Source organism: Bacillus sp. XT-2 (assembly GCF_025696525.1).
GTDB classification, from domain to species: Bacteria; Bacillota; Bacilli; order Bacillales; family Bacillaceae; genus Bacillus; species Bacillus halotolerans.
Genome location: NZ_JAHVOC010000006.1, coordinates 100,582 through 126,022 on the forward strand (window position 1 = coordinate 100,582; position 25,441 = coordinate 126,022).

Annotated in this window: 24 protein-coding genes and 1 pseudogene; 16 read left to right on the forward strand and 9 right to left on the reverse strand. The window is 45.3% G+C overall.

The genetic code is table 11. The features are described from left to right. The first annotated feature begins 6 nt into the window (after positions 1 to 6). The 3 genes from phoD to tatC all read left to right on the forward strand — a co-directional run bounded on the left by phoD (position 7) and on the right by tatC (position 2,771). Positions 7 to 1,758, forward strand: a complete 1,752-nt coding sequence (gene phoD, locus KXD37_RS16085) for an alkaline phosphatase PhoD (RefSeq protein ID WP_106022462.1) — start codon at positions 7 to 9, stop codon at positions 1,756 to 1,758. A 13-nt stretch (positions 1,759 to 1,771) separates the two neighbouring features. Next, positions 1,772 to 1,984, forward strand: coding sequence for a sec-independent protein translocase protein TatAD (tatAD, locus tag KXD37_RS16090; RefSeq protein ID WP_010332899.1), 213 nt, complete (start codon positions 1,772 to 1,774; stop codon positions 1,982 to 1,984). A 61-nt stretch (positions 1,985 to 2,045) separates the two neighbouring features. After that, a complete protein-coding gene (tatC, locus tag KXD37_RS16095) occupies positions 2,046 to 2,771 on the forward strand; it encodes a twin-arginine translocase subunit TatC (protein WP_024120100.1) in 726 nt (241 codons plus the stop codon). Here the strand turns inward: tatC and pcp are convergent. After that, positions 2,768 to 3,415: a pyroglutamyl-peptidase I gene (gene pcp, locus KXD37_RS16100; protein ID WP_106021197.1), complete on the reverse strand. Its 648-nt coding sequence runs from the start codon at positions 3,413 to 3,415 to the stop codon at positions 2,768 to 2,770. The two genes, tatC and pcp, sit on opposite strands and share 4 nt — an antisense overlap. A gap of 78 nt (positions 3,416 to 3,493) precedes the next feature. Here pcp and KXD37_RS16105 point away from each other — a divergent pair, with 78 nt between their 5' ends. After that, on the forward strand, positions 3,494 to 4,609 hold the full coding sequence (locus tag KXD37_RS16105) for an aminotransferase class V-fold PLP-dependent enzyme (RefSeq protein ID WP_263463656.1): 1,116 nt from the start codon (positions 3,494 to 3,496) through the stop codon (positions 4,607 to 4,609). A 115-nt stretch (positions 4,610 to 4,724) separates the two neighbouring features. Here the strand turns inward: KXD37_RS16105 and lmr(B) are convergent, their stop codons facing one another. Together lmr(B) and KXD37_RS16115 are read right to left on the reverse strand one after the other, a co-directional pair. Further along, positions 4,725 to 6,167: a lincomycin efflux MFS transporter Lmr(B) gene (lmr(B), locus tag KXD37_RS16110; protein ID WP_063623076.1), complete on the reverse strand. Its 1,443-nt coding sequence runs from the start codon at positions 6,165 to 6,167 to the stop codon at positions 4,725 to 4,727. A 57-nt stretch (positions 6,168 to 6,224) separates the two neighbouring features. After that, a complete protein-coding gene (locus tag KXD37_RS16115; protein ID WP_024120104.1) occupies positions 6,225 to 6,791 on the reverse strand; it encodes a TetR/AcrR family transcriptional regulator in 567 nt (188 codons plus the stop codon). Positions 6,792 to 7,007: 216 nt separating this feature from the next. Between KXD37_RS16115 and KXD37_RS16120 the strand changes: the two genes are divergently transcribed. Both KXD37_RS16120 and KXD37_RS16125 read left to right on the forward strand, forming a co-directional pair. After that, entirely contained in the window at positions 7,008 to 8,141 is a 1,134-nt protein-coding gene (locus tag KXD37_RS16120; protein ID WP_188323501.1) for a type II asparaginase, read from the forward strand. Positions 8,142 to 8,311: 170 nt separating this feature from the next. Next, the gene (locus KXD37_RS16125) at positions 8,312 to 8,950 is read left to right on the forward strand and encodes an esterase/lipase family protein (protein WP_095714483.1); all 639 of its coding nucleotides are present in this window, start codon (positions 8,312 to 8,314) and stop codon (positions 8,948 to 8,950) included. A gap of 37 nt (positions 8,951 to 8,987) precedes the next feature. Here KXD37_RS16125 and KXD37_RS16130 read toward each other — a convergent pair whose 3' ends face one another. Continuing rightward, on the reverse strand, positions 8,988 to 9,371 hold the full coding sequence (locus KXD37_RS16130; RefSeq protein WP_106021252.1) for an RDD family protein: 384 nt from the start codon (positions 9,369 to 9,371) through the stop codon (positions 8,988 to 8,990). A 236-nt stretch (positions 9,372 to 9,607) separates the two neighbouring features. On the opposite strand from KXD37_RS16130, the gene KXD37_RS16135 reads away from it, so the two are divergent. Continuing rightward, positions 9,608 to 10,687 carry a helix-turn-helix domain-containing protein gene (locus KXD37_RS16135; protein WP_024120108.1) on the forward strand — a complete coding sequence of 360 codons (1,080 nt, stop codon included), beginning with the start codon at positions 9,608 to 9,610 and terminating at the stop codon, positions 10,685 to 10,687. Positions 10,688 to 10,730: 43 nt separating this feature from the next. On the opposite strand, the gene KXD37_RS16140 is transcribed toward KXD37_RS16135, so the two are convergent. Then, positions 10,731 to 11,687: a sensor histidine kinase gene (locus tag KXD37_RS16140; protein WP_254518015.1), complete on the reverse strand. Its 957-nt coding sequence runs from the start codon at positions 11,685 to 11,687 to the stop codon at positions 10,731 to 10,733. 12 nt (positions 11,688 to 11,699) lie between these two features. Beyond that, positions 11,700 to 12,401, reverse strand: coding sequence for a two-component system response regulator NatR (gene natR, locus KXD37_RS16145; protein WP_024120110.1), 702 nt, complete (start codon positions 12,399 to 12,401; stop codon positions 11,700 to 11,702). 143 nt (positions 12,402 to 12,544) lie between these two features. On the opposite strand from natR, the gene natA reads away from it, so the two are divergent. The 3 genes from natA to KXD37_RS16160 all read left to right on the forward strand — a co-directional run bounded on the left by natA (position 12,545) and on the right by KXD37_RS16160 (position 15,514). Further along, positions 12,545 to 13,285, forward strand: a complete 741-nt coding sequence (gene natA, locus KXD37_RS16150; RefSeq protein ID WP_059292022.1) for a sodium ABC transporter ATP-binding protein NatA — start codon at positions 12,545 to 12,547, stop codon at positions 13,283 to 13,285. Beyond that, complete coding sequence (locus KXD37_RS16155) at positions 13,286 to 14,446, forward strand: ABC transporter permease (protein WP_254518016.1); 1,161 nt, start codon at positions 13,286 to 13,288, stop codon at positions 14,444 to 14,446. A gap of 135 nt (positions 14,447 to 14,581) precedes the next feature. Then, positions 14,582 to 15,514 (forward strand): aldo/keto reductase, encoded by a 933-nt coding sequence (locus KXD37_RS16160; RefSeq protein WP_188323503.1) that lies wholly within the window; start codon positions 14,582 to 14,584, stop codon positions 15,512 to 15,514. A gap of 37 nt (positions 15,515 to 15,551) precedes the next feature. Here KXD37_RS16160 and KXD37_RS16165 read toward each other — a convergent pair whose 3' ends face one another. Together KXD37_RS16165 and KXD37_RS16170 are read right to left on the reverse strand one after the other, a co-directional pair. Further along, the gene (locus tag KXD37_RS16165) at positions 15,552 to 16,616 is read right to left on the reverse strand and encodes a DUF4352 domain-containing protein (RefSeq protein ID WP_101865318.1); all 1,065 of its coding nucleotides are present in this window, start codon (positions 16,614 to 16,616) and stop codon (positions 15,552 to 15,554) included. A gap of 23 nt (positions 16,617 to 16,639) precedes the next feature. Then, positions 16,640 to 16,774: pseudogene (locus tag KXD37_RS16170) on the reverse strand (hypothetical protein). A 160-nt stretch (positions 16,775 to 16,934) separates the two neighbouring features. Here KXD37_RS16170 and KXD37_RS16175 point away from each other — a divergent pair. Both KXD37_RS16175 and KXD37_RS16180 read left to right on the forward strand, forming a co-directional pair. Next, a complete protein-coding gene (locus KXD37_RS16175; RefSeq protein ID WP_263463667.1) occupies positions 16,935 to 18,356 on the forward strand; it encodes a YcdB/YcdC domain-containing protein in 1,422 nt (473 codons plus the stop codon). Positions 18,357 to 18,541: 185 nt separating this feature from the next. After that, on the forward strand, positions 18,542 to 19,903 hold the full coding sequence (locus KXD37_RS16180; protein ID WP_188323504.1) for a YcdB/YcdC domain-containing protein: 1,362 nt from the start codon (positions 18,542 to 18,544) through the stop codon (positions 19,901 to 19,903). Between the two features lie 5 nt (positions 19,904 to 19,908). Here KXD37_RS16180 and KXD37_RS16185 read toward each other — a convergent pair whose 3' ends face one another. Continuing rightward, complete coding sequence (locus KXD37_RS16185) at positions 19,909 to 20,412, reverse strand: M15 family metallopeptidase (protein WP_024120117.1); 504 nt, start codon at positions 20,410 to 20,412, stop codon at positions 19,909 to 19,911. A 120-nt stretch (positions 20,413 to 20,532) separates the two neighbouring features. Here KXD37_RS16185 and KXD37_RS16190 point away from each other — a divergent pair, with 120 nt between their 5' ends. From KXD37_RS16190 to KXD37_RS16205, 4 genes are all read left to right on the forward strand, one after another. Then, the gene (locus KXD37_RS16190) at positions 20,533 to 21,654 is read left to right on the forward strand and encodes a Rap family tetratricopeptide repeat protein (RefSeq protein ID WP_024120118.1); all 1,122 of its coding nucleotides are present in this window, start codon (positions 20,533 to 20,535) and stop codon (positions 21,652 to 21,654) included. A 110-nt stretch (positions 21,655 to 21,764) separates the two neighbouring features. Beyond that, the gene (locus tag KXD37_RS16195) at positions 21,765 to 22,541 is read left to right on the forward strand and encodes an SDR family oxidoreductase (RefSeq protein WP_106021212.1); all 777 of its coding nucleotides are present in this window, start codon (positions 21,765 to 21,767) and stop codon (positions 22,539 to 22,541) included. Between the two features lie 26 nt (positions 22,542 to 22,567). Then, positions 22,568 to 24,256 (forward strand): glycoside hydrolase family 13 protein, encoded by a 1,689-nt coding sequence (locus KXD37_RS16200; protein WP_106021214.1) that lies wholly within the window; start codon positions 22,568 to 22,570, stop codon positions 24,254 to 24,256. Between the two features lie 191 nt (positions 24,257 to 24,447). After that, positions 24,448 to 25,410, forward strand: a complete 963-nt coding sequence (locus KXD37_RS16205; RefSeq protein WP_188323505.1) for a metal ABC transporter substrate-binding protein — start codon at positions 24,448 to 24,450, stop codon at positions 25,408 to 25,410. The last annotated feature ends 31 nt before the right edge of the window (positions 25,411 to 25,441 follow it).

Sequence of the window (25,441 nt, forward strand, 5' to 3'; positions counted from 1 at the left end):
TCTGGAATGGCAAATGACAGTCGTTTTGACGAATGGGTACAGAAATTGAAAGACGAAAGCTTTCAGAATAATACGTTTGACCGCCGCAAATTTATTCAGGGGGCTGGAAAAATTGCGGGGCTTTCTCTTGGGTTAACCATTGCTCAGTCAGTCGGAGCATTTGAAGTAAATGCTGCGCCTAAGTTCTCTAGTTATCCGTTTACGCTCGGCGTCGCTTCAGGAGATCCGCTTTCTGACAGCGTCGTGCTCTGGACGCGTTTGGCGCCAGATCCGCTGAACGGCGGGGGGATGCCGAACCAGGCTGTGCCTGTCAAATGGGAAGTGGCAAAGGATGAGCACTTCCGCAAGATCGTAAGAAAGGGCACAGAAATGGCCAAACCGAGCCTCGCCCATTCTGTCCACGTGGAAGCGGACGGGCTTGAGCCGAGCAAAGTGTACTATTACCGATTCAAAACCGGACATGAGCTAAGTCCTGTCGGAAAAACAAAAACACTGCCCGCCCCAGGTGCCAATGTGCCGAAAATGACCTTTGCCTTCGCTTCCTGCCAGCAATATGAGCATGGCTATTATACAGCCTACAAGCATATGGCGAAGGAAAAGCTTGATCTTGTCTTCCATCTCGGTGATTACATATATGAGTACGGGCCGAATGAATATGTATCGAAAACGGGCAATGTCCGCACGCACAACAGCGCAGAAATCATTACGCTGCAGGACTATCGAAACCGCCATGCCCAATACCGTTCAGACGCTAATTTAAAAGCGGCGCATGCGGCGTTTCCTTGGGTTGTCACGTGGGATGACCATGAAGTTGAAAATAACTATGCCAATAAAATCCCTGAAAAAGGGCAGTCGGTTGACGCGTTTGTATTGCGCCGTGCGGCGGCGTATCAGGCTTATTATGAGCATATGCCGCTCCGCATCTCCTCTCTGCCGAATGGCCCGGATATGCAGCTGTACCGCCACTTTACGTATGGAAATCTGGCATCATTTAATGTACTGGATACACGCCAGTACAGAGATGACCAAGCCAATAACGACGGCAATAAGCCGCCTTCTGATGAATCGCTCAATCCGAATCGGACTTTGTTAGGAAAAGAACAGGAGCAGTGGCTTTTTAACAATTTGAGCAGCTCGACTGCATATTGGAATGTGCTGGCACAGCAAATCTTCTTTGCGAAGTGGAATTTCGGGACAAGCTCAAGCCCGATCTACAGCATGGATTCATGGGACGGTTATCCGGCTCAGCGCGAACGGGTCGTCAATTACATTAACAGCAAAAATTTAAACAATGTTGTCGTGCTGACAGGAGATGTACACGCAAGCTGGGCATCGAATCTGCATGTCGATTTTAATAAAACAAGCTCAAAAATTTTCGGGGCTGAATTTGTCGGCACCTCCATCACATCCGGAGGAAACGGAGCGGATAAGCGGGCGGATACCGATCAAATTTTAAAGGAAAATCCACATATTAAGTTCTTTAACGATTACCGCGGATATGTCCGCTGTACAGTAACGCCTCATCAGTGGAAAGCTGATTATCGGGTAATGCCATTTGTGACAGAGCCGGGAGCAGCCATTTCCACACGGGCTTCATTCGTTTATCAAAAAGACCAAACCGGATTGAGAAAGGTATCCTCGACAATGGTTCAAGGCGGAGTGAAACAATCCAATGAAGTCGAAGAGGATCGTTTCTTTGAGCACAACAAAGCCCATGAAAAACAAATGATCAAAAAACGGGCAAAAATTACGCATTAAGGAGTGAAACATAATGTTTTCAAACATTGGAATACCAGGCTTGATTCTGATCTTTGTCATCGCCCTCATTATTTTTGGCCCTTCAAAGCTTCCGGAAATCGGGCGAGCCGCCGGTCGGACTCTGCTGGAATTCAAAAGCGCCACAAAATCACTTGTGTCTGGTGATGAAAAAGAAGAAAAATCAGCTGAGCTGTCAGCGGTCAAGCAGGACAAAAACGCAGGCTGAGTGCTGATGAGGCAGACGCATGGTCTGCCTCTTTTTCTCATGAAAGGGAGGGCTTTTTTGAATGGATAAAAAAGAAACTCATCTGATCGGACATTTAGAAGAGCTTCGCCGTCGGATCATCTTCACACTTGCGGCTTTTCTTCTGTTTTTAATTACGGCTTTTTTGTTTGTGGAGGACATTTATGATTGGCTGATCAGAGATTTTGACGGAAAATTAGCTGTTCTCGGACCGAGTGAAATTCTCTGGGTATATATGATGCTTGCCGGCATTTGTGCGATTGCCGCTTCCATCCCCGTTGCCGCCTATCAGCTTTGGCGTTTTGTAGCGCCGGCGCTGACAAAAACGGAGCGCAACGTGACACTGATGTACATACCGGGATTATTCGCCCTGTTTTTGGCCGGCATCTCGTTCGGATATTTTGTGTTGTTTCCGATCGTTCTCGGCTTTTTGACACATTTGTCTGCCGGCCATTTTGAAACGATGTTCACCGCTGACCGCTATTTCAGGTTTATGGTGAATTTGAGCCTGCCGTTCGGTTTTCTGTTTGAAATGCCCCTTGTGGTGATGTTTTTGACAAGGTTAGGCATCTTAAATCCATACCGGCTGGCCAAAGCGAGAAAGCTGTCCTATTTTCTGCTGATCGTGGTGTCCATATTGATTACCCCGCCAGACTTTATTTCTGATTTTCTCGTGATGATTCCGCTGCTTGTCCTGTTCGAAGTGAGTGTCACACTATCAGCGTTTGTATACAAAAAGAGACTGACCAGTGAAGCGGCCGCCGCTTAGTGCAGCGCGCCGCCGTGTGACTTCGTATCCTGATCATATTGTGCGGCCGTAACAGCGGCGATCCTCAATGCTTTGACGATCATGTCGAGGCTGAGGCTCGGCGCTGTTTTGTCGATTGTTTGTTCCGGAATGTACGGAATGTGGATAAACCCGCCGTGAATGTGCGGAGACGTACGGTGAATGTGATCCATTAACCCGTAGAACAGATAGTTGCATACAAATGTGCCGGCCGTAAAGGAAACAGCCGCCGGAATGCCGTTTTCCTTCATTTGAGATGTGATGCGCTTAATCGGAAGCCCTGTCCAGTAAGCGGCAGGCCCGCCGGGAGAAATCTCCTCATCAATCGGCTGGTTTCCCTCATTATCCGGGATACGCGCGTCTGCAAGATTGATCGCGACCCGTTCCGGTGTCACCTGCATCCGGCCTCCGGCTTGCCCGACGCAGATCACGATGTCCGGCTGATGCTTATGAATCGATTGCCGCAAAGTGTCGAGAGCGGTTCTGAACACAGTTGGAATTTGTTCCGAAGCGATGATCACCTGATCCGTTTCAAAGCCATTCAGCTGTTTCACCGCTTCCCACGATGGATTGACAGTTTCCTGATCAAAAGGATCAAAACCTGTGAAAAGCACTTTTTTTCTCATGGTTACCATCTCCTTTTCTATTATTCTATTGTTTATTTCTGGATTTTTCATCAAAATAATAAAAAGGAGTGAATCAGAATGGAACATTTGCCGCAGCAGTACCGACATCTGTTCCCAACCGTGCAGAGCCGCATCATGCTTGCCAGCTGCTCACAGAGCGCGTTGGCAGAGCCGGTGTCAAAGGCGATACAAGATTATCATGACAGCTTGCTGCATAGGGGGGCGAACTGGAATGAAGCGATTGACAAGACAGAGCGCGCCAGAAACGAGTTTGCGAGGCTGATAGGGGCTGAGCCAGATGAGATTGCGATTGTGCCGTCAGTTTCTGATGCGCTGATTTCCGTGGCATCATCCTTGTCTGCTGTTAAAAAGAAACATGTTGTATACACGGAGATGGATTTTCCGGCGGTGTCTCATATTTGGCAGGCACAATCTGATTATAATGTATCTGTGATCCCTTCAATAGGCAATGAGCTGCCGCTCGAACAATATGAAAGGTATATCACGGAAGAGACGGTGCTGACCTGTGTTCCGCACGTTCATTATCGTGACGGCTGCATTCAGGATATAAAAGCCATCGCTGCCATCGCCAAGAGAAAGGGATCGATGGTATTTGTAGATGCATATCAATCTGCCGGGCATATTCCTATTGATGTGAAAGAATGGGGCATAGATATGCTGGCGGCAGGCACCAGAAAGTATATGCTCGGCATACCGGGCATGGCGTTTCTTTATGTGAGAAAAGAGCTGGCGAACGAGCTGAAGCCCAAAGCATCTGCTTGGTTCGGGCGGGAAAACGGGTTTGGGGCGTCGTCTTATGCAGAAGGCGCGAGGCGTTTTCAAACAGGAACCCCTGCTTTTATAAGCGTGTATGCAGCGGCTGCGGCTTTATCGCTGCTGAATCATATCGGAATGTCCCGTATCCGCGATCATATAAAAGCAGTGAGTGCCGATGCGTTTCAATATGCAGCTGAAAAAGGGCTGGAGCTTGCGGGGGCGCCATCGGTACAGCAGCCGGGCATGGTTTCCATTCGGGATGAACGGGCATCTGAAACGGCGGCGTTACTAAAGAAGAAAAACGTGATTTGCGCTCCGCGGGACAATGTCATCCGTCTCGCTCCTCACTTTTATAATACGAAGGGCGAACTGCGTTATGTGATTGATGAAATGGCGGCGATTTTATCCACGCGTTAAAAGCGATCGCCTAAAAATAGATGTTCACCTCCTTCGGCGCCGCTCGCGTCTTGCTTGAGTGTGTTGTCCGATATAGGTATAAAAAACCCCCTGACCTCAAGATCAGGGGGTTTTCTTATTGATGATCAACCTTTACTCGCTTCAAAAAGAAAGCGGCAATTAAACCGATAATCGCAACAATCATCGCAAAGACAAATGCATGCTGAACGCCAGCTGTCAATGCTTGCGGAATGACTGCCGGATCGGCTGGATTTTTTACGCTGCTCATGTAGTCATGCTGACCGGCAGCCATGATGCTGACCGCAACCGCTGTCCCGATCGCGCCCGCCATTTGCTGAAGTGTGTTCATAATGGCAGTGCCGTCCGGATAAAACTCACGCGGAAGCTGGTTTAAACCGTTTGTCTGAGCAGGCATCATAATCATGGAGATCCCAATCATCAAACAGGTATGCAGCACGATAATCAGCACTGCTGTTGAAGCTGTCGTGAGATTTGAGAAGAGCCACAGAACAATAGTCACAATCAAAAATCCCGGAATAACAAGCCACTTCGGTCCGTATTTATCAAACAGACGGCCTGTGACAGGTGACATAAATCCGTTTAAAATACCGCCCGGCAAGAGAATAAGTCCTGAGGCAAATGCTGTTAAGACTAAGCCGCCTTGCAGATACATCGGCAGAAGCAGCATGGATGACAGGATGACCATCATGCAAATAAAGACCATAATGACGCCCAAAATAAACATCGGGTATCTGAATGCACGCAGGTTCATCATCGGCTGCTTCATCGTCAGTTGACGGATTGAAAATAGAATAAGGGCGATAACACCGACAATAAGTGAAACGATCACAGTCGGGCTGGACCATCCGCCAGAGCCTTCACCCGCGTTGCTGAATCCAAACACAATGCCGCCGAAGCCGATCGTCGACAAAATAATAGACAGGACATCAATTTTCGGTTTTGTGATGTCAGACACATTTTGCATGTACAGGATACCGAAAATGAGCGCAAGCACAAGGAACGGAAGAGAGATCCAGAAAATCCAGTGCCAGTTAAGGTGCTCAAGAACCAACCCGGAAAATGTAGGGCCGATTGCCGGCGCAAACATAATGACAAGTCCGATTGTTCCCATGGCCGCTCCCCGTTTATGGGGCGGGAAAATCACCAAAATCGTATTAAACATGAGCGGTAATAAGAGTCCTGTTCCAAGTGCCTGAACGATTCTCGCCGCTAATAAAAATGAGAAGCTAGGCGCAAGCGCCGCAATCAAGGTGCCTATGATTGAAAAAATCAGTGACACAGTAAAAAGCTGTCTAGTTGTAAACCATTGCAATAGCAGACCTGAAACAGGAACAAGAATACCGAGCACAAGCAAATAGCCTGTTGTTAACCATTGAACGGTTGCCGCTGTAATGTTCAATTCCTTCATAAGATCGGTTAACGCGATATTCAGCGCTGTTTCACTGAACATACCGATAAAACCGGCCGTCAGCAAAGATATCATAATTGGCATCACTTTATATTGCTGAGATGCTTTAGCTGCTGTTTCCAAATCTATTTCTCCTCTCGTTCATCTGAATGTATTCACTCAGCTTGTAGTAGTATGTCTCTTTTTTTATTTCTTCAACAGAGCGGGAATGCGGCTGGAGATATGAAGAAGCGGTGTGCTGTCTTTTGCCGTTAATGATAAAAGAATGCCGCCTTCAATCATCGCGTTAATGATGATGCTTGATTCCTTGGCATGGCTCTCGCTGTAACCCGACAGCTGCAATTTTTCCTCAAACACAAGGGACCACGCTTTGTAGGCTTCATCACAGGCTTTTCGCAAAGGCTCGCTTTTTAATGATGTCTCTGCCGCAAGCAAGCCGACGGGCAGGCCTTCAATGTCCTCTGTGCATGAGAATTGACATGAGAGCTCCTTCAGAAAGGCTTGAATGCCTTCTGCGGGATCAGTGCTCACGTCCATGCAGTCTGTGATTTTCTGGCGGATGTATTCCTTCATTTCATTCACGGCTTCAATTGCCAGCTGTTCTTTACCCCCGGGAAAGTGGTAGTAAAGAGAGCCTTTAGGTGCACCGCTTTCTTTAATAATCTGGTTCAGTCCCGTGCCGTAATACCCTTGCAGCTGAAAAAGCCGGGTAGCTGCAGAAAGGATTTTCTCACGAGAATCTCCATAGCTCATAACATTCCCACCTTACTGATTGCGATCATAAAATATAGTGACTGGTCTATTATCATGATTCACCCATCGAATGTCAAGATAAAGGAACTCGAATAAGAAAATAAAATGAGCATATAAAAAAGCTGAGAGATAACCTGACGCACATTTTGACTGAATAAATGAAATATTCAATTATTAAAAGGTGTAAAGACGTTACCAAACAAAAGGAGAGAAAACATGAAAACACAACGATTCCTCTTACTGACCCTTTTTACCGCACTATTGCTTGCTTTTACCGGATGCTCACAATCTCCTGAAGCAAAAGAATCCCCAAAAGAAAAACCGCAGACACAAAAAGTTTCTTCAGCTTCTGCTTCCAAAAAAAATGACCTTCCAAATATCAAAATACTGGCGACAGGAGGTACGATTGCCGGAGCCGATAAATCAAAAACCTCTACAACTGAATACAAAGCAGGTGTCGTCGGCGTTGAGTCTCTGATCAAAGCGGTGCCAGAGATGAAGGACATTGCGAATGTCAGCGGCGAGCAAGTGGTTAACGTCGGAAGCACAAACATTGATAACAAAACATTGCTGAAGCTCGGAAAACGAGTCAACAAACTGCTTTCTTCAGAAGATGTTGACGGTATTGTCGTGACCCACGGAACAGATACATTAGAAGAAACGGCTTATTTTCTGAACCTCATTGTAAAAAGCGATAAACCGGTTGTTGTTGCCGGTTCGATGAGGCCGTCCACAGCCATCAGTGCTGACGGCCCGTCCAACTTGTATAACGCAGTTAAAGTGGCAGGCGCACCTGATGCAAAAGGGAAAGGGACGCTCGTCGTTCTCAATGACCGCATTGCTTCAGCACGGTACGTTACAAAAACCAACACAACCGCAACAGACACCTTTAAATCAGAAGAAATGGGATACATCGGAACGATTGCCGATGACATTTATTTTCATAATGAAATGACACGCAAGCATACAAAGGATACGGATTTCTCGGTTTCCAGCCTTGATAAACTGCCGCAAGTAGACATTCTGTACGGCTACCAAAATGACGGAAGCTATCTGTTTGATGCGGCTGTAAAGGCTGGCACAAAAGGCATAGTCTTCGCGGGATCAGGCAACGGATCTTTATCTGAAACAGCCGAAAAGGGGGCAGTCAGAGCGGTCAAAAAAGGCGTCACAGTGGTTCGCTCAACCCGTACGGGAAATGGTGTCGTCACACCGAACGGCGACTATGTGAAAAACGGCCTTTTGGCATCAAACTCCTTAAATCCGCAAAAAGCCCGGATATTGTTAATGCTCGCGCTCACCAAAACAGATGATCCTAAAAAAATCCAAGACTATTTTAATGAATATTAAAGAGAAGAAGGCGAAAAAGCCTTCTTTTTTTGCATTTTCGGGATCATAAACAGCTGAAATGTTCTCTCAACCTTAAAATTTCTTTAAAAATAAGTAAAATTTACCCTTTACTTAATTAATTTGCCAAAGTATTATAATTTAAGAATTTGTTACAAAAAAAGGAGGATATTATGAAACTTTTAAGAGGTAAGATCATTGCACTTGTAACAATTGTTGCGCTGTCAGTTACATCCATGTTTGCGATGCAGCCGTCAGCGAAAGCCGCTGAACATAATCCGGTGGTGATGGTTCACGGAATTGGCGGAGCTTCTTTTAACTTTGCCGGTATTAAAACGTATTTGGCATCACAAGGCTGGTCACGGGACAAGCTGTATGCTGTAGATTTTTGGGACAAGACAGGCAATAACTTAAACAACGGCCCAGTATTATCACGTTTTGTGCAAAAGGTATTAGATGAAACCGGTGCGAAAAAAGTGGACATTGTCGCTCACAGCATGGGGGGCGCCAACACGCTTTATTACATAAAAAAACTGGACGGCGGTAATAAAATTGAAAACGTCGTAACGCTTGGCGGCGCGAACCGTCTCGTTTCAAACAAGGCGCTTCCGGGAACGGACCCAAATCAAAAGATTTTATATACGTCTATTTACAGCTCGGCGGACATGATTGTTATGAACTATCTGTCTAATTTAGAAGGGGCAAAAAATGTTCGTATCAACGGTGTCGGACATATCGGCCTTCTGTACAGCAGCCAAGTCAACAGCCTGATTAAAGAAGGGCTGAACGGCGGCGGACAAAATACGAACTAATGAGAAACATAACCTTGAAGAATCCTATTCTTCAAGGTTATTCTGCTTTCAGCACAATTGTTTTCGCAGCCATATCATGAACGGTTTGTTTTTTCTTCGTAAATGCGGCTGTTAAATAGATCAGGCGGGAAAACACATGCACCCACGCTATCAGGTAACGGACAATGGCCTGAGGGAGGGAGATTTTCTCGTGTGTTTCATCTCTCACGATTTGCAGCCCGATGATTTTTTTGCCCAGCGTACCCTTCCAATTTGTCAGCGGCATCAGCAAAGGATACACAAGCAGCATCAATATGGCGACAGCGATGACGCCAGCGGACCCGTCGCCAAACATAAATCCGGATGCTAAAATCACTGCGGCCGCAATGATCACGTCAAGCACAAGAGCGCAGGTGCGCAGCATAAAACCAGCTAGTTCCAACATAAACACTTCCTTAAAAATTTTAGATAAACACCTAACGATTGTAAAAAAGAAGGGCCTAAAGTTTGAATAGGTTATAAGTCTTAAATCACAAAAGTTGATGAAAAAGTCATAGGTAAATTTACATAATGAACCAGGCTGTCACATTACCAAATTCTTTTTTAGCCCGAAACCAAGCCCTCAGAAGTTATTTTTGTTAAAATAGAAAAGTTACAACAGAATTCGGAGGGTTTATTGTGGGAAAAGTGAAAAGAAATGCCCCTTGCCCATGCGGCAGCGGTAAGAAATATAAAAAATGCTGCGGAAATAAAGTTGTCGACTTCCCGACAGAATTAGCGGCAAAAGAAGCAAAACAAATTCAGGAAGACTTAGTGGAGTATGCCTTCACAGTACATAGAGAAAGCATTTCAGGTTTTATCAACCAGCATGATTTTCTTTCTTCTATGGACAGGCAGACAAAGGACATCAGTGTATTTAATTTAGGAATCTGGGGAATCTTCTTTCACCCGCTCGCTGGTGACAAAACGATCTTTGAAGAGTACCTTCAGAAAAAAGGCGATTCGATCACCCGCCCGAAAACACGTGAGATCGTTGAATCTTGGAAGAGCATGACGCCTGCTTTATTGCTGCTGAAGGATATGAAAGAAGCAGTTATTCATTTTGAAGATGTCATTACGAAAAAACAATTCGACGTGGAAATGGACGTCACAAGTCAAGACCTCCCTCCAGTGGGAAGCTTGATTCTCGGCTATCCGATTCACGAAGCGGAAAAAGCGGAATTCTTCATGCAGTTCACAATCTTCCCAGTGAAGAGAACGGAAGAGCTGATCAGCAAGGTGAAGACATATGCGGATGCTGCAGTGAAAAACGGCAAAACGCCGGAGGACTTCATGAAGCAGGAGTTCAACAACGTACTTTTTGCGCTGTTAGCTGAAAAAGATGAACAGCCCCAGCAAGCGGAGCCTGTTCAAGAAAGCAGCGTTGAGTGGGCAAACGACATGGAGAAAGAAACAGCGGCGGCGATCGAAAAAGGCATGAGCGGAGATGAATATCCGAATGAGCTGATTCCGGCAGTCATTGACATTTGGAAATCGTTCTGCGAGAAAAAATCACCTGTCATCAGAAAGCCGGAAGCTTTTGCGGCGGCAGTTGAATATTATGTGAATGCAATCTCACTTAACGGCGCAACCGTTTCCCAAGCCAAACTGGCGAAAAAATACGGCGTAAGCGCATCAACGATTTCAAGCCGCTACAAAGAAATTGAAAGCACGCTTCAAGATGAAGCGGATCGCTTTGCACAATCATTAACATCTTAATGACGAACAAAAAACCTTGAAAAGCCAAGCTTTTCAAGGTTTTTTATTTTTGGAACGGAATTTTGATTTCTAAACGGAAGACAGGGTGGCGATATGTGAAATCAAGCTTGCCAAAAGCTTGGTTCACCAGCTTTTGGATCACATAAGTGCCGATTCCTTCATGAGTGCCGCTTTTCGTCGTATGGCCGAATGACTGATACAGTGTATCGAGCACTTTCGGTTCCATGCCGGGTGTCGTATTTTCACAAATCAGCACATAAAGCCCGCTTCGCAGTGTTGTCTCCAGCTTGATCTCCGCTTTCTCAGGGGCCTCTGCAGCGCTGTCGAGCGCATTTTCTAATATGTTGCCGGCCAGGCTGACCTGATCAGCGGGAGAGAAAGGGAGGGAAGAAAGCGGTGTATGCAAATGCAGTGAAACGTTCACATTCGAAGCGTTTGCTTTTTCCAGAAAGTCATACAGCACCCCTGCGATGTACGCACTCTCTCCTTTCAAAAACCGGTCATATTGACTGTACTGGCCCGCCCAATGTTTTATGTATGTTTGTGTGTCCGGCTCTGACTGCGCCGAGCTGAGCGCTGTGATATGCTTCATTGTATCGTGATTCCGGCTCCTGACATCCATCAGCATTCGATTGGCGTGCTGTTCAGCCTGAGTCAGCCGATCGATTTGTTCAAAAAGCTTTGTCAGCGAGCGGCACAGCCCGATGCGGAGCCATTCACACGTTGCGAATATCACAATCGCAAGCAGCAGTGCCAATCCAGAGGGGGCGATCAGCAAAAACGCCGCCGACAGAATGTGAATCACGGCGATACATGAATAGAGCTGAAGCGGACAGCGATCCCGCATAGGCTTCGTTTTCCGTATGTATAAAACCGCTGCCGCCGCGCCTAAAGCAGCGGCGAGCCAAGAAACGGCTGTGCTGTGCGATAGAATGGCAGCCGACTGATAAAATAGGAAACTGAATAAAAACAAATAAAGACATTGAAACAGAGTTATCACAACCTGCGCTCCTCAAAAATAATAGTTTTGAAAATAATCAAGCTGCTGCTTGGTAATCATCGCTTTTTTAGATGTTCCCTCAAACGAAACCGTAAACGAATGCTTCGTATAAGCGGAAAAATGCTTAATGTAATGAATGTTGATAATAAAGGAGCGGTGCGAACGAAGAAAATCCTTCTCCGGCAGATCGCCTTTAATATCGTTTAATGTTTGATACGTTTGCACTTCTTCAGCTGTTGTCACAATCGTTGTCGACCGTCCTGTGCGTTCGGCGAAAATGATATCCTTCTTTTGCAGCACATGCATTTTAGATTTTTGTTTAATCAAAATCCGCCCGTTCAAGCTCGTTTCCGTTTTCTTTTTGAAATAACGTTCGAAGGAAGAGCTGAGACGATCGGCGTGGTACGGCTTCATAATATAGTCGTGGACGTTCAGATCAAATGCGTGAACCGCATAGCCGCTGTTGCCGGTGACGAAAATCACATCCACATCCAGCGAATGAGATCTGATTAAATCCGCCAGCTCGTAGCCTGACATGTGAGGCATCTCAATATCGGCAAGCAGAAGATCAATGTCCCCGTTCTTCACCCGGCTGTAAGCTTCCTCCGCCGAATCGGTTGCAAAGACAATTTCGACATCCTGCATTCTGGACACGATTGCTTCCAGCTTCTCTAAATCTACTCGATAATCATCGACTAGTCCGACTTTTACCATTATCATTCCCCTAGTTAAATAGAATCATCTTTATTTTATCCCATTTCGCGACATAAAAAGAACTCTTCGCGACAACTTTATCCAACAAATCCAGCTTTTCGTATATAGTCATTACTAGAAATAACGAAAAGGGAGATTGTGACATGATTACACTGACGGATTGCAGCCGCAGGTTTACAGATAAGAAAAAAGTAGTCAAAGCTGTGCGTGATGTAAGCTTAACGATTCAAAAAGGAGAAGTCGTCGGCATTCTCGGAGAAAACGGAGCCGGCAAAACAACGATGCTGAGAATGATCGCGACCCTGCTTGAACCGACACAGGGCACGATCGCAGTAGACGGCTTTGACACGGCCAAGCAGCCGGCGGAGGTCAAGAAACGAATCGGCGTCTTATTCGGGGGAGAAACAGGACTCTATGACCGGATGACTGCAAAAGAAAATTTACAGTACTTTGGCCGGCTGTACGGGCTGAACCGCCACGAAATCAAAGCGAGAATTGAAGATTTATCAAAACGGTTCGGCATGCGTGATTATATGGACCGGAGAGTGGGCGGGTTTTCAAAAGGAATGAGGCAGAAAGTCGCCATTGCCAGGGCGCTGATTCACGATCCGGATATCATTTTATTTGACGAGCCGACGACAGGACTAGATATTACGTCAAGCAATATCTTCCGTGAATTTATTCAGCAGCTGAAAAGAGAACACAAAACCATCCTGTTCTCCAGCCACATTATGGAGGAGGTACAGGCGCTCTGTGACAGTGTCATTATGATGCACAGCGGAGAGGTCATTTACAGAGGAGCACTTGAAACACTATACGAGAGCGAACGCAGCGACGATTTGAACTACATCTTTATGTCTAAGCTGGTCAGGGGGATTTCATAAATGGTAGGACAGATTTATAAAAAAGAGATGATCGATGCATTACGGGACAGAAAAACAATTTTACTGACGATCTTGGTTCCGATGATTACGATGCTGGGCCTTGTGTTTTTCTACGAAAGCATGCTTTCGGACAAAGGGGAGCAGTACACGATCGCTGTCGGCCAGCCCCTGCCGTCTGAGCTGGAACATAAGCTGAATGCGATTGACGAAATCAGTGTAAAGACATTCGCAAAACCTGAACAGGCGGTCGATGACGGCAAAGCGGATGTGTATCTGAACGTCCCGAAAGAGTTTGATTCTTATATCACCAGTATGACATCTTTTGAGGTTGACGTTTATGGCAGCTCGGTCGATCAAGGTTCATCAAATGCTATGCAGCTTGTGCAATCTGCCTTAGAGCAGTACAAAAATGAAATTGTGCAAGAACGTTTAACGAGTAAACATATTGACCACTCGGTGATCCAGCCGTTTTCGGTTCAGCAAAAAGAAGCAGATGAGGAGCAGGGCGTTTCCGCAATCATGCTTTCCGCCATTCTTCCGATGCTGCTTTTAACATCAATCGTTTCCGGTGCCATGCCGATCGCTCTTGATATTATTGCCGGAGAAAAGGACCGGAAATCCATAGAAGCGCTGCTGTTAACCCCGGTCAGCAGAAACAAAGTGTTAGTCGGCAAGTGGCTTGCGGTTTCTACCTTCGGGATAGCTTCTGGCGTATTGTCACTGATCTTTCTGATTCTGTGCACCGTCTTATTTACGGAAAAGTTAAGAACAGCCTTTCAGCTGGGAGATCACTTATGGGTCATTATCGGAGCTTCAGCCTTGATCATCGTGCTTTCTGCAATGCTGATCGCCGCAATGGAGCTTATGATCAGCATCATTTCCGGCACGGTAAAAGAAGCGCAGAGCTATATGTCTCTTGTCGTCTTTCTGCCTATATTCCCGATGTTTTTCATCTTCAATAAGGCGCCGAATCAAATCGATCTATTCTACTTTTTCATCCCATTCCTAAACCTGCACGCCTTATTTAAACAGCTGTTATTCGGGATGATAAGTCCGGCTGCCATTCTATACACGTGCGGAACCATCGTCGTGCTCATCGCCATTTTCTTTTTACTGGCCAGAGCCTGCTTCTTAAAAGACAAATGGGTTCTGCCAAAATAAACTTGCAAAAGGAGAAATACACTTTCTCCTTTTTGTGTATGCTGAAAAAAGAAGGAAAATAGAAAAAGGATATCTAATACAGAAAGTGGAACCTGCGCTATTTTTCATCAAATCATTTCGGAAGGAGAAGGGACAATGGATCAAACACGTGCACTTGGGCAAACGAATTTACAGGTGAAACGGATCGGATTCGGCGCAAATGCGGTCGGCGGGCATAATCTGTTTCCGAATCTGAATGATGAAACTGGCAAGGACTTGGTTCGCACGGCATTGGACGGCGGCGTGAACTTTATCGATACCGCCTTTATATATGGATTGGGGCGATCCGAAGAATTAATCGGTGAGGTCGTTCATGAACGCGGTGTCCGGGATCAGCTCATTATCGCCTCTAAAGGAGCCCATAAAGAAGTAAACGGCCGCATTGAATTAGACAACAGCCGGGACTTTCTTCGCGGCGAGGTGGAAAAGAGCCTAAAGCGGCTGAAGACAGATTACATCGATCTGTATTATGTTCATTTTCCGGATGGCAAGACACCTCTTGCGGAAGTCGCGGGCACGCTGAAGGAACTGAAGGATGAAGGGAAAATCAAAGCGATCGGGGCTTCGAATCTCAATTATCAGCAATTGCAGGAATTTAATGCGGACGGCTATTTGGAGGTCTTTCAGTCAGAATACTCTTTAATTCAGCGTGATGCTGAGAAGGAGCTGCTCCCATACTGTGAAAAACACGGGATTTCCTTTATTCCGTATTTCCCGCTCGCATCCGGGCTGCTGACCGGAAAGTTTACAAAAGATGATGCCTTTGACGACACTCGAAAGGACAAGCCGCAATTCCAGGGAGACACCTTTATTCAAAACCTGAAAAAAGTGGACAAGCTCAAAGCGGTAGCTGAGGAAAAGAATGCGGAAACGGCTCATGTCGCCTTGGCTTGGCTGTTAACGAGACCGGCTGTAGACGCCATCATCCCAGGTGCTAAGCGCCCGGAACAGCTGAAGGCTAACCTGAAAACCTTAGATGTTGAACTGACGGATGATGAAGCAGATTTCATCAGCAGGATTTTTAAATAAAAAAGGAAATAGCCACAGGGCTATTTCCTTTTGATGTTTATTCTTTAATGAATGCTTCAACTAATTCTGCTGCTCTGTAATCGTCCATATCAAGCTGCCACTGGTCGATGTCATTTTTCTTCATTTTCACTTCAACTGTTTTTTCACTTGAAGCCGGGCCAAGCTTTTTGAACTCTTCTGGATAGACTTGAAGCGCATATTTTACAGCATCTTCATAGCTCGCACCTGAATTCTTGCTGTAGTAGTCTTTCATTCTGTCCTCGATGCGGTCGGAGAGAGAAGAAGCGTCGACTGGTTTAATTGTAGCTTCTACAATGGCTTCATCTTTTGAGATAGAAGTTGTTTTCGCTTGAATCGATGAGTTTTTGCTTAATCCCGCTTTAATGCCGTTCACGATATTATCAAGCGCTTTGCTGTCCGCATATGTGCTTGAAAGGCCTGATGCTGAGAGGTAGCCGTCTTTTGCTGACTCGTTAAAGTCGTTCACAATCTCATTTTTGTTAGCGCCGGTGATTTTTTCGAAATCTTTGTTATCTTTACCGAAAAGAAGGACATCTATATATGCCGATAAAGCTTTCGCAGAGTCTTGGAGCTGATCTGCTGTCGCAAGGATTTTTTTGTCTTTTCCATCAATTTTGAATGTAACTGATTTTGGCTTCTTATCACCGTAAGATTCCGGTGTATAATTCAGCTCGTATTTTTCGCCTTTATCTACAACGAAGAAAAGATTTCCTTCAACGGATTTGTCAGTGTTAATCGTGCTGCCCTGCAGCTTTTCGTTATAGTCTTCAGGATCTGTGTCAGACATTTTGGTATCACCCTGATACAAAGTGAAATCCATATTGTCTACATTAAGCGGTTCTTTCCCTGTGTTTTTCACAGCGACATTTACCTTTAACACGAGCTGATCATCTGAAGTTGACTTATCATACTGAGACGGAAGTGTATAAGAGACATCTTTGATCTTAACTTGAGCTATATCTGCGCTTTTTTCTGTTTCTGAATTTTTCTTCTCCGCGCTTGTTTTACTTCCGGAACAAGCAGCTGTAAACAGCATCAGCAGGAGAACAAGGAAAACAGCGTACGTTTTTTTCTGAAACATTCATTTTTCCTCCTCAAATGGTTTTAGGAAAGGGGAGTCTTTTGTCTTTGAGAATTGGATCTTTTTGAATGGATTGACATCATCCAGCCAAAAAAATCGGTTCTTTTCTCACGGTTTTACCCAGATTTATGGAAACTCCGTCCTTCTTTGCGATTGATGACCTATAAAAAGTTGCAACGGAATTAATTTTAAGATTATTAGCTTTTATATTGAATAGGTTCATCATACTATTTTTGGTGAAAAATGTTCTGGTAAAACTGGAAAACACAGAAATTTGTGTATATTAGACTATTACTTTGTGATCAGTCGAAGGGTGACATTCGAACGAAGAAGGGGGCCGCCTTGGTGAAAAAAGAGGAATTGAAACAAAAAGCACTGGAAATCGGCCGTGTGCCGACACACTTAAAGCTGGAAATTGAAGATTATGGTGATGAACGGAAAAGGTCGTATTTTTGCTGGATAGATCCGCAGGATGAACACAAAGGGATCATCGTAGAGCTTGGACCGGACGGACAGCTGGAAGGGCTTTCTCGTGATATTGAGCTTGAAAGCGATGAGAAGCTGTCCGAAGACCAAATAGAGGATATCTTGATTCAGTTCGTGCACTCTCATTATCCTGAAGCTCCGTCTGCATTTGTCCGTGAAGAAAATGATGAGGCGTATGATGATAAAGTAAGGTTTTCATATGTTCAAATGGAAGACGGGCTGCCGCTTCCTATGAGCGGATTTATGGCTGATGTCTCCTTATCAGGGGAGGTGGTGTATTTTCGGTATTACGGGAAAGCGTGCAATATAATCAAGCCGGAACAGGTCGCAGATGAAAAAGAAGCACTGGCTTATTTCAAGAAAGATGTAGATGTCACTCTCCTGTTTGAGATCCTTCATCGCTCTGTCTACAAAAACGGAGACGATCAGCCGCATTTGGTGTATGAGTTTGAAAACGCGGGCATTGCTGTGTCTGCTGATTTGGTTCGAGAAGAAAAAGAATTTGATAATGACGATTACAGGGAGCGGGAAAGCTTTCCTCTCCCTTTATTCGAGGGCATTCACGAAAAGGCCGATCCTGGCAGCATGATCGGGGTCGAAAAAGGCTTAGTCAAAGAGCGGGAAACGGATCTAGGGGATGGGAGAATCGGGGTCGTCTGGCGGAATCCGGATAATCCTGTGTATCAACCGGCGGATAAAAGCATGGACAGCTGGTTAAGAGGACGGATTCACCAAATGCTGAAAACCATCCATAACAAAGAAACCGGAAAACTTGAAGGTGTTATGTCGTTTATAGACGAAAAAGGGCCGTATACCGTAGGCGAGGAAGAGTGCGAAAAAATCGCCATTCGTTTTCTGTTTGCGTTGTTTCCGAATGCTGATCAATATTTTAAGATCAAATACGCTGAACAGGATGAAGAAAGCTCGTCAGCCGTCTTTACGTTTGACGTGCACTGTAACGGAGTTCCGCTTCGGTTTGGGCAGGTCAAAATCTGCGTCAGCCGCCAGACAGGACTTATTACCGTTTACATGGGACCGGACATTGACCCTGAAGTGCTCCAAGCGATTGACCCTGTTCCATCCATTTCACCGGAACAAGCCAAGTCTATCTTTTGGCGCCATTTTAAAGTCGAGCTTGGCTGGAAGAGAGAATACGAAGAAGATGAAGAAAACAGCTACCGGCTCGTCTACAACCCGGTATATCCGAGATTGATTGATGCCCATACTGGTGAGGCTGTCATAAGTGCATTGTAAAACAGTCAAAAGTCACACATTTTCGGCGTGTGTACTGGCTGATGTATGAAAAAAGTAATAGAAAGGATATGGAAACCCAGTTTCCTTAATAGAAAAGGACCTTTCTTCACTTTAAAAGAAGAAGGGTCTTTTTATATAATAAACAAGGTTCTCTTTGTCGTAGACTCTTTGAAAGGATGACTTCATTGGTAAACAAACAGCTGAAAAAGAAGGCGCAAGAGATCGGAAATGTACCGCCGCATTATGAGCTTGAGATCGAAGATTATGCTCAAAAACAAAAGAAGAAGGGGCATGCATACTTCATTTGGAAGGACCCCGAAGACCCGGAAAAGCAAATTATCGTAGAACTCTCGAACGACGGCGCTTTGCTCACATTTTCAACAGCCGCCGGCCTCGAGCAGGACAAAAAGCTCCCAGATGCCGAGCTGAAGCTGACAGCTCTTCAGTTTGCCGCAGCCCACCATCCGGCCACATTTATGAAATTTCATTTTCAAGCCAAGGAAGAACGAGGGCATCACATCCGGTTTGTTTATACAAAAAAACAGCTGGGCCTCTCGCTTCCTAATTCAGGATTTTTAATAGATATCACCCGCAGCGGACAGATTGTCCATTTTTTATATTACGGACAAGGGAACAAAGCCGACATCCCAAAGGAATTCGTAGAGAAAGAGAAGGTCATTTCTCATTACGTCAATACCATGTCTTTACGGCTCATGTATGACGTCATTGATGATGAACAGTCGCCCAGACTCGTCTATGAACCGATTTTGCCCGGTTACAGCTATCCAGCGGATGTAGATGAAATCGTGCCTGACCAGCATATATCGGATGAAAGAACGGAAAACGGGGCGCCTCTCCCGCCGCTTGAAAAAAAAGAAGGAACCGATATATATGGAATGCTGGGATTTACCCCTGATATGAAAAAAGTCGGTGAAAAGGACTTCGGAGAGGAACTTGGAAGCACTTGGCGCAAAGGCAGTGCGCCGGAGCGAAAGGATTTAAGCATAGGAAGCTATTTTGCGACGAGAAATAAAAATACAATCAAAATGAAGACTGATAAAAAAACAGGAAAATTAAAAGCAGCTATTTCATTTATGGAACTACAGGGTTCTGCACATTACTCAATGGAAGAATGCCAAGAGACAGCGCTTCAGTTTTTGTACGCGCTCTATCCGAGAGCTGATGAGTTTTTCAGAGTGAATCCAATCCGAATCGATGAAAGAGGCAGGGTCCGCAATCATTTTTCTGTCTGGTATAAAGGAATACCGCTGCGGTTCGGTGCTGCCCGCATCATCGTCAACCCGGAAACAGGAAAAGTTGACGCTTTTATGGCTCCGGATATAGACCCAGAGCAATTAGAAACAATCAACCACAAACCGGATGTTTCAGCTGACGAAGCGAGAGAAGCATTTTTATCAGCGTTTGATGTGAAGCTGGAGTGGCAGCCTGATTTTTCAGCAGGCAGCCATCAGCATTATAAGCTTGTGTATAAGCCGATTTATCCTTCATATATTGATGCGCATAAAAGAAAAAAGAAGAGGCTGTGAGGTGTCTAGTCAGGAATCATCTGCAAGTGAGGGTAATCCTTGAACCGTTCCCAATCCCCGCCCCACTCAAATCCGAGTTTTTTAGCGATGGTGACGACCTCCAGCCAATCTGATTTCCCGTTTTGATTGCCGTCGTAATCCATATCCCATAAGATGCTGCCATCCTTTTTCTGAAGAGCGAAATCAATCGCCAAACCATAATTATGATACGATTCCCCTCCTTTTGCGTAGGTGACAATATTCCCTTTTTTTGTGCGTCCTTGCTTATATAATTCGTCTTGTTCCTTGAAGGATCTGAATCCTTCAGTAATCACGATCGAGATGCCTTTATTTGATGCGGCAGCCTTGAGGGTGTCGGCATTCTGCTTCACAATCGGATCAAGAGCGGAAGGAACAGGCCTGTCCTGCAGAGCGGTTTGAGCGTGCCATGCGTGCCGCACATATGAAAAACAAAGGTCCGCCACAAACAGGAGGCATAAGATGAAGGATGTTTTTGCTATTAATTTCATACCGGTCTCACTTTCTCATGAGGTGCTGAATGTTATGTTTTAAGCCATTGACTCTCTCTAAAAGAGAATAGCTATGATAAAATATAACATAAATAGTAGCAGGAGGAAGGAGGCAGATCATTGAGAGCAAAGATTCCATCTGAAGAAGTGGCGGTAAAACTAAACGAATGGTACAAACACATTCGTGCGTTTGAAGCAGATAAAGCAGAAGCGTTAAAGCAGGAGATCGAGTACGAATTAGAAGATATGGAAGAAAATCAGGATTTACTATTATATTTTTCTTTGATGGAATTTCGGCATCGGATTATGCTGGACAAGCTGATGCCGGTGAAAGACAGCGACACCGAGCCTCCGTTCTCTGACATGCTGAATGAAATTGAAAGCAATCAGCAAAAACTGACGGGCTTATTAGAATATTATTTTTACTATTTCAGAGGGATGTACGAATTTAAGCAGAAAAATTTCATTTTAGCCATTGATCATTATAAGCACGCCGAGGAAAAGCTGGAGTACGTGGAAGATGAGATTGAAAAAGCTGAATTTCTTTTTAAGGTCGCAGAAGTGTATTATCACATCAAACAAACGTATTTTTCGATGAATTATGCAAGCCAGGCGCTTGATATCTATACGAAATACGAACTGTACGGCCGCCGCCGTGTGCAGTGTGAATTTATCATTGCCGGAAATTTGACGGATGTCTACCATCATGAAAAGGCGCTCAAGCACCTGTGCAGCGCTTTGGATCATGCAAGGCAGCTTGAGGAAGCATATATGATTGCCGCCGCTCATTATAACGTAGGCCACTGTAAGTACAGCTTGGGAGATCTTAGCGAAGCGGAGGGCTATTTCAAGAAGGCCGCCGCCATTTTTGAAGAGCACAAATTTCAGCAGACCGTTCAAGCTGTATTTTCACTGACACATATCTACTGTAAAGAAGAAAAATATGACAAAGCAATAGAGACGTATCAACACGGGGTAAAAAGCGCGGCGGAATGGGCGGATGACATGTACTTAACAAAATTCCGCCTTATTCACGAGCTTTATCTTGGCAGCGGCGACAGGAAGGTTCTGGAAGAGTGCTTTGATCTTCTCGAATCCCGCCAGCTTCTCGCTGATGCAGAGGAGCTGCTGCTGGATGCGGCAGAACGCTTCAATCAGCAGCAAAATTATGAGTCCGCTGCTTTCTTTTACCGCAGGCTGATGGACATAAAAAAGACACTTGCCGAGCAGCGCTTCCAATAAGAGATGGCAGAGAACCGAAAAGGTTCTCTGCTTTTTTTATGCTGTTTTCAACCCGGAAAAATGGGGTATTTTCCAGATACACAATGGAAAATCAGAGGAGGACATCATTTATGTATACAGATTTAATTGGAAAAACAGCCATCGTAACAGGCTCTTCAAAAGGAATCGGGAAAGCCATTGCGGAACGCTTTGGCCGCGAGAAAATGAATGTGGTGGTGAATTATCACAATGACCCGTCAGGAGCCGATGAAACAGTGGACATCATTAAGCAAAATGGAGGGAAGGCCGTCGCAGTCGAAGCGGACGTGTCAAAGGAAGAAGGGATTCAGGCGCTGATGGATGCCGCTTTAGGACACTTTGGCACGCTTGATGTAATGGTGAACAATTCAGGCTTCAACGGCACAGAAGCCATGCCGCATGAGATGAGCCTTGAAGATTGGCAAAGGGTCATTGATGTAAACGTAACGGGAACCTTTATGGGGGCAAAAGCCGCGCTCAATCACATGATGAAGAACAATATCAAAGGAAACGTGCTCAATATCTCAAGTGTTCATCAGCAGATTCCGCGCCCAGTCAATGTTCAATACTCAACTTCTAAAGGCGGCATCAAGATGATGACGGAAACGCTGGCGCTTAACTATGCAGACAAGGGAATTCGCGTCAACGCGATAGCACCGGGCACTATCGCCACAGAGTCCAACGTCGACACGAAAAAAGAAGAAAACAGACAAAAGCAATTGAAAAAAATTCCGATGAAAGCCTTCGGTAAACCGGAAGAAGTGGCGGCTGCAGCGGCTTGGCTCGTATCAGGAGAAGCGAGTTACGTCACCGGCACAACACTGTTTGTAGACGGAGGAATGACACTTTATCCGTCTCAGCTCGAGTAGAAAGAAAAAAACAGGGGGAGTGCGGGATGAAAAAAGACTGGTGGAAGGATGCAGTCGTTTATCAAATATATCCAAGAAGTTTTCAGGACAGTAATGGAGATGGGATCGGGGATTTGCGGGGAATGATTTCCCGGCTGGACTACATAAAGGAGCTTGGGGCAGATGTGATTTGGATATGTCCCATCTACCCTTCTCCAAATGTTGATTACGGTTATGATGTGACTGACCATAAGACGATTATGGAGTCTTACGGCACGATGGAGGATTTTCATGATCTGCTTGACGAGGTGCATCAGCGCGGCTTAAAGCTTGTCATGGATTTTGTCCTAAATCACACCTCAGTCGAGCATCCGTGGTTTAAAGAAGCGGAGCTGGACAAAAACAGCAAGTACCGCAGTTATTACTTTTGGCGCCCCGGAACCGAAGATGGCCCGCCGACAGACTGGGTGTCAGACTACGGACGTCCGGTTTGGCAATATGAGGAGCACACTGGCGAATATTATCTGCACATGAATGCAGTCAAACAAGCTGATTTAAACTGGGAAAACCCTGACGTTCGCCAAGCGGTATATGACATGATGAAGTTTTGGCTCGATAAAGGGGTCGACGGCTTGCGTATAGACCAGCTTCATCTGATCTCAAAGAAAGAGTTCCTTCCTTCACATGAGGACTACGTCAATCAGTGTGCAGAACCGAAACCCTTCCAGCCGAACGGCGAACGCATCCATGACTATTTAAAAGAGATGACAGACGAAGTATTTTCACAATACGATGTCATGTCGGTCGGTGAGGTTGGCTCTGTCACACCGGAGGAAGGCTTGACATATACGGGAACTGATAAGCATGAACTGAATATGATTTTTCACTTTCAGCATATGGAGCTTGACCAGCAGCCGGGAAAAGAACATTGGGATCTGAAGCCCCTAAAGCTTTCTGATTTAAAATCTGTATTAACAAAGTGGCAGAAGACGCTTGAACATAAAGGCTGGAATACTCTGTTTTGGTGCAACCACGACCAGCCGCGGATCGTTTCCCGTTTCGGAGATGAAGGGAGATATCGCAAAGAGTCTGCGAAAATGCTTGCCACTGTCCTTTATTTTATGAAAGGCACGCCGTATATTTATCAAGGAGAAGAAATCGGCATGACAAACGCGCCGTTTACGAGAATTGAGGACTACAAAGATATCCAAACGATTAATATGTATCATAAACGGGTGTTTGAGAACGGCTATGATCCTGAAGAAGTGATGACTTCTATCTTGGCCAAAAGCCGGGATCACGCCCGGACGCCGATGCAATGGAGCAGCGGGAAGAATGCCGGATTCACGGACGGAACGCCATGGCTGAAGGTCAATCCGGACTATGCATCCATCAATGCCGAGGAAGCGGAGGCCGACCCCGATTCCATTTTAGCCTATTACAAAAAGGTGATCAGCCTGAGAAAGCAGTATGCAGATCTCATAAAAGGAAGCTACGATCTCTTGCTTCCAGATGATCCGCAGCTGTTTGTATACGTCAGAGAGAACGGCCGGCAAAAGCTTTTGGCGGTGAATAATTTTTCAAAAGAGCAGGCTGTATTCCAATGGCCGGAGTGCTGCAGCAAGGATCAGGCGTCCCTTTTACTCAGCAATTATAAAAACAACGGTGATATTGCTGATGAAATGGTGTTTCAGCCTTACGAGAGCAGAGTATATCTTTTGAACACAAGAGAATAAGAAGTCAGCCCGGCGCAGTTTGCCGGGTTTTTCAGTACATATATCCGCGCTGCACGCGGGAAGAATAAAAACATAGCGTCAACATAAAATTAATCTTGCAAAACGTAATGACTTCGGTTTATTATTATTAAGGATTACAAAATCGTTATCATTTTGATTTAAAGTCATTGTGAAAAAGAGGGGATATCGTTATGTTTAAAAAATGGAGCGGTTTGTTTGTGATTGTAGCGTGCTTCTTATTGGTCGCGGCATGCGGCAACTCATCAACGAAAGGGTCAGCGGATTCAAAGAGTGATAAACTGCACATTGTCACGACGTTCTACCCGATGTATGAATTTACGAAACAAATTGTGAAAGATAAGGGCGATGTGGATCTTTTAATTCCGTCTTCTGTCGAACCGCACGACTGGGAGCCGACGCCGAAGGATATTGCAAGTATTCAGGACGCAGATTTGTTCGTTTATAATAGCGAATACATGGAAACTTGGGTTCCTTCAACTGAAAAAAGCATGGGCCAAGATCATGCGGTTTTCGTAAATGCGAGCAAGGGCATCGATTTAATGGAGGGCTCTGAAGAAGAACACGAACATGAACACGGAGATCACGAAGAGCATGAACACAGCCATGAAATGGACCCTCATGTATGGCTCAGCCCTGTTTTAGCGCAAAAGGAAGTTGAAAATATTACTGCGCAAATCGTGAAGCAAGACCCGGATAACAAAGAATACTATGAGAAAAATAGTAAAGAATATATTGCAAAACTGCAGGATCTTGATAAACTATATCGTACAACCGTAAAAAAAGCGGCGAAGAAAGAATTTATCACACAGCACACAGCTTTTGGCTATTTGGCAAAAGAATACGGCCTGACTCAGGTTCCGATTGCGGGGCTTTCTCCTGAACAAGAGCCGAGTGCAGCTGACTTAGCAAAACTGAAAACGTATGCGAAAGAGCATGACGTGAACATTATATATTTTGAAGAAATTGCATCCTCCAAGGTTGCAGATACACTGGCCAGTGAAATCGGCGCGAAAACAGAAGTGCTGAATACGCTGGAAGGCTTAAGCAAAGAAGAACAGGATAAAGGTATAGGGTACATCGACATCATGAAGCAAAACCTCGATGCCCTGAAAGATTCACTATTGGATAAATAAAAAGATAGTGTGCGCCGGAGGGTGCACACTA

Excerpts from the sequence above, each read along its gene's own strand:
- phoD (WP_106022462.1), top strand. The coding sequence starts at position 7 with ATGGCAAATGACAGTCGTTTTGACGAATGGGTACAGAAATTGAAAGAC.
- tatAD (WP_010332899.1), top strand. The coding sequence starts at position 1,772 with ATGTTTTCAAACATTGGAATACCAGGCTTGATTCTGATCTTTGTCATC.
- tatC (WP_024120100.1), top strand. The coding sequence starts at position 2,046 with ATGGATAAAAAAGAAACTCATCTGATCGGACATTTAGAAGAGCTTCGC.
- pcp (WP_106021197.1), bottom strand. The coding sequence starts at position 3,415 with ATGAGAAAAAAAGTGCTTTTCACAGGTTTTGATCCTTTTGATCAGGAA.
- KXD37_RS16105 (WP_263463656.1), top strand. The coding sequence starts at position 3,494 with ATGGAACATTTGCCGCAGCAGTACCGACATCTGTTCCCAACCGTGCAG.
- KXD37_RS16115 (WP_024120104.1), bottom strand. The coding sequence starts at position 6,791 with ATGAGCTATGGAGATTCTCGTGAGAAAATCCTTTCTGCAGCTACCCGG.
- KXD37_RS16120 (WP_188323501.1), top strand. The coding sequence starts at position 7,008 with ATGAAAACACAACGATTCCTCTTACTGACCCTTTTTACCGCACTATTG.
- KXD37_RS16125 (WP_095714483.1), top strand. The coding sequence starts at position 8,312 with ATGAAACTTTTAAGAGGTAAGATCATTGCACTTGTAACAATTGTTGCG.
- natR (WP_024120110.1), bottom strand. The coding sequence starts at position 12,401 with ATGGTAAAAGTCGGACTAGTCGATGATTATCGAGTAGATTTAGAGAAG.
- natA (WP_059292022.1), top strand. The coding sequence starts at position 12,545 with ATGATTACACTGACGGATTGCAGCCGCAGGTTTACAGATAAGAAAAAA.
- KXD37_RS16155 (WP_254518016.1), top strand. The coding sequence starts at position 13,286 with ATGGTAGGACAGATTTATAAAAAAGAGATGATCGATGCATTACGGGAC.
- KXD37_RS16160 (WP_188323503.1), top strand. The coding sequence starts at position 14,582 with ATGGATCAAACACGTGCACTTGGGCAAACGAATTTACAGGTGAAACGG.
- KXD37_RS16165 (WP_101865318.1), bottom strand. The coding sequence starts at position 16,616 with ATGTTTCAGAAAAAAACGTACGCTGTTTTCCTTGTTCTCCTGCTGATG.
- KXD37_RS16185 (WP_024120117.1), bottom strand. The coding sequence starts at position 20,412 with ATGAAATTAATAGCAAAAACATCCTTCATCTTATGCCTCCTGTTTGTG.
- KXD37_RS16195 (WP_106021212.1), top strand. The coding sequence starts at position 21,765 with ATGTATACAGATTTAATTGGAAAAACAGCCATCGTAACAGGCTCTTCA.
- KXD37_RS16200 (WP_106021214.1), top strand. The coding sequence starts at position 22,568 with ATGAAAAAAGACTGGTGGAAGGATGCAGTCGTTTATCAAATATATCCA.
- KXD37_RS16205 (WP_188323505.1), top strand. The coding sequence starts at position 24,448 with ATGTTTAAAAAATGGAGCGGTTTGTTTGTGATTGTAGCGTGCTTCTTA.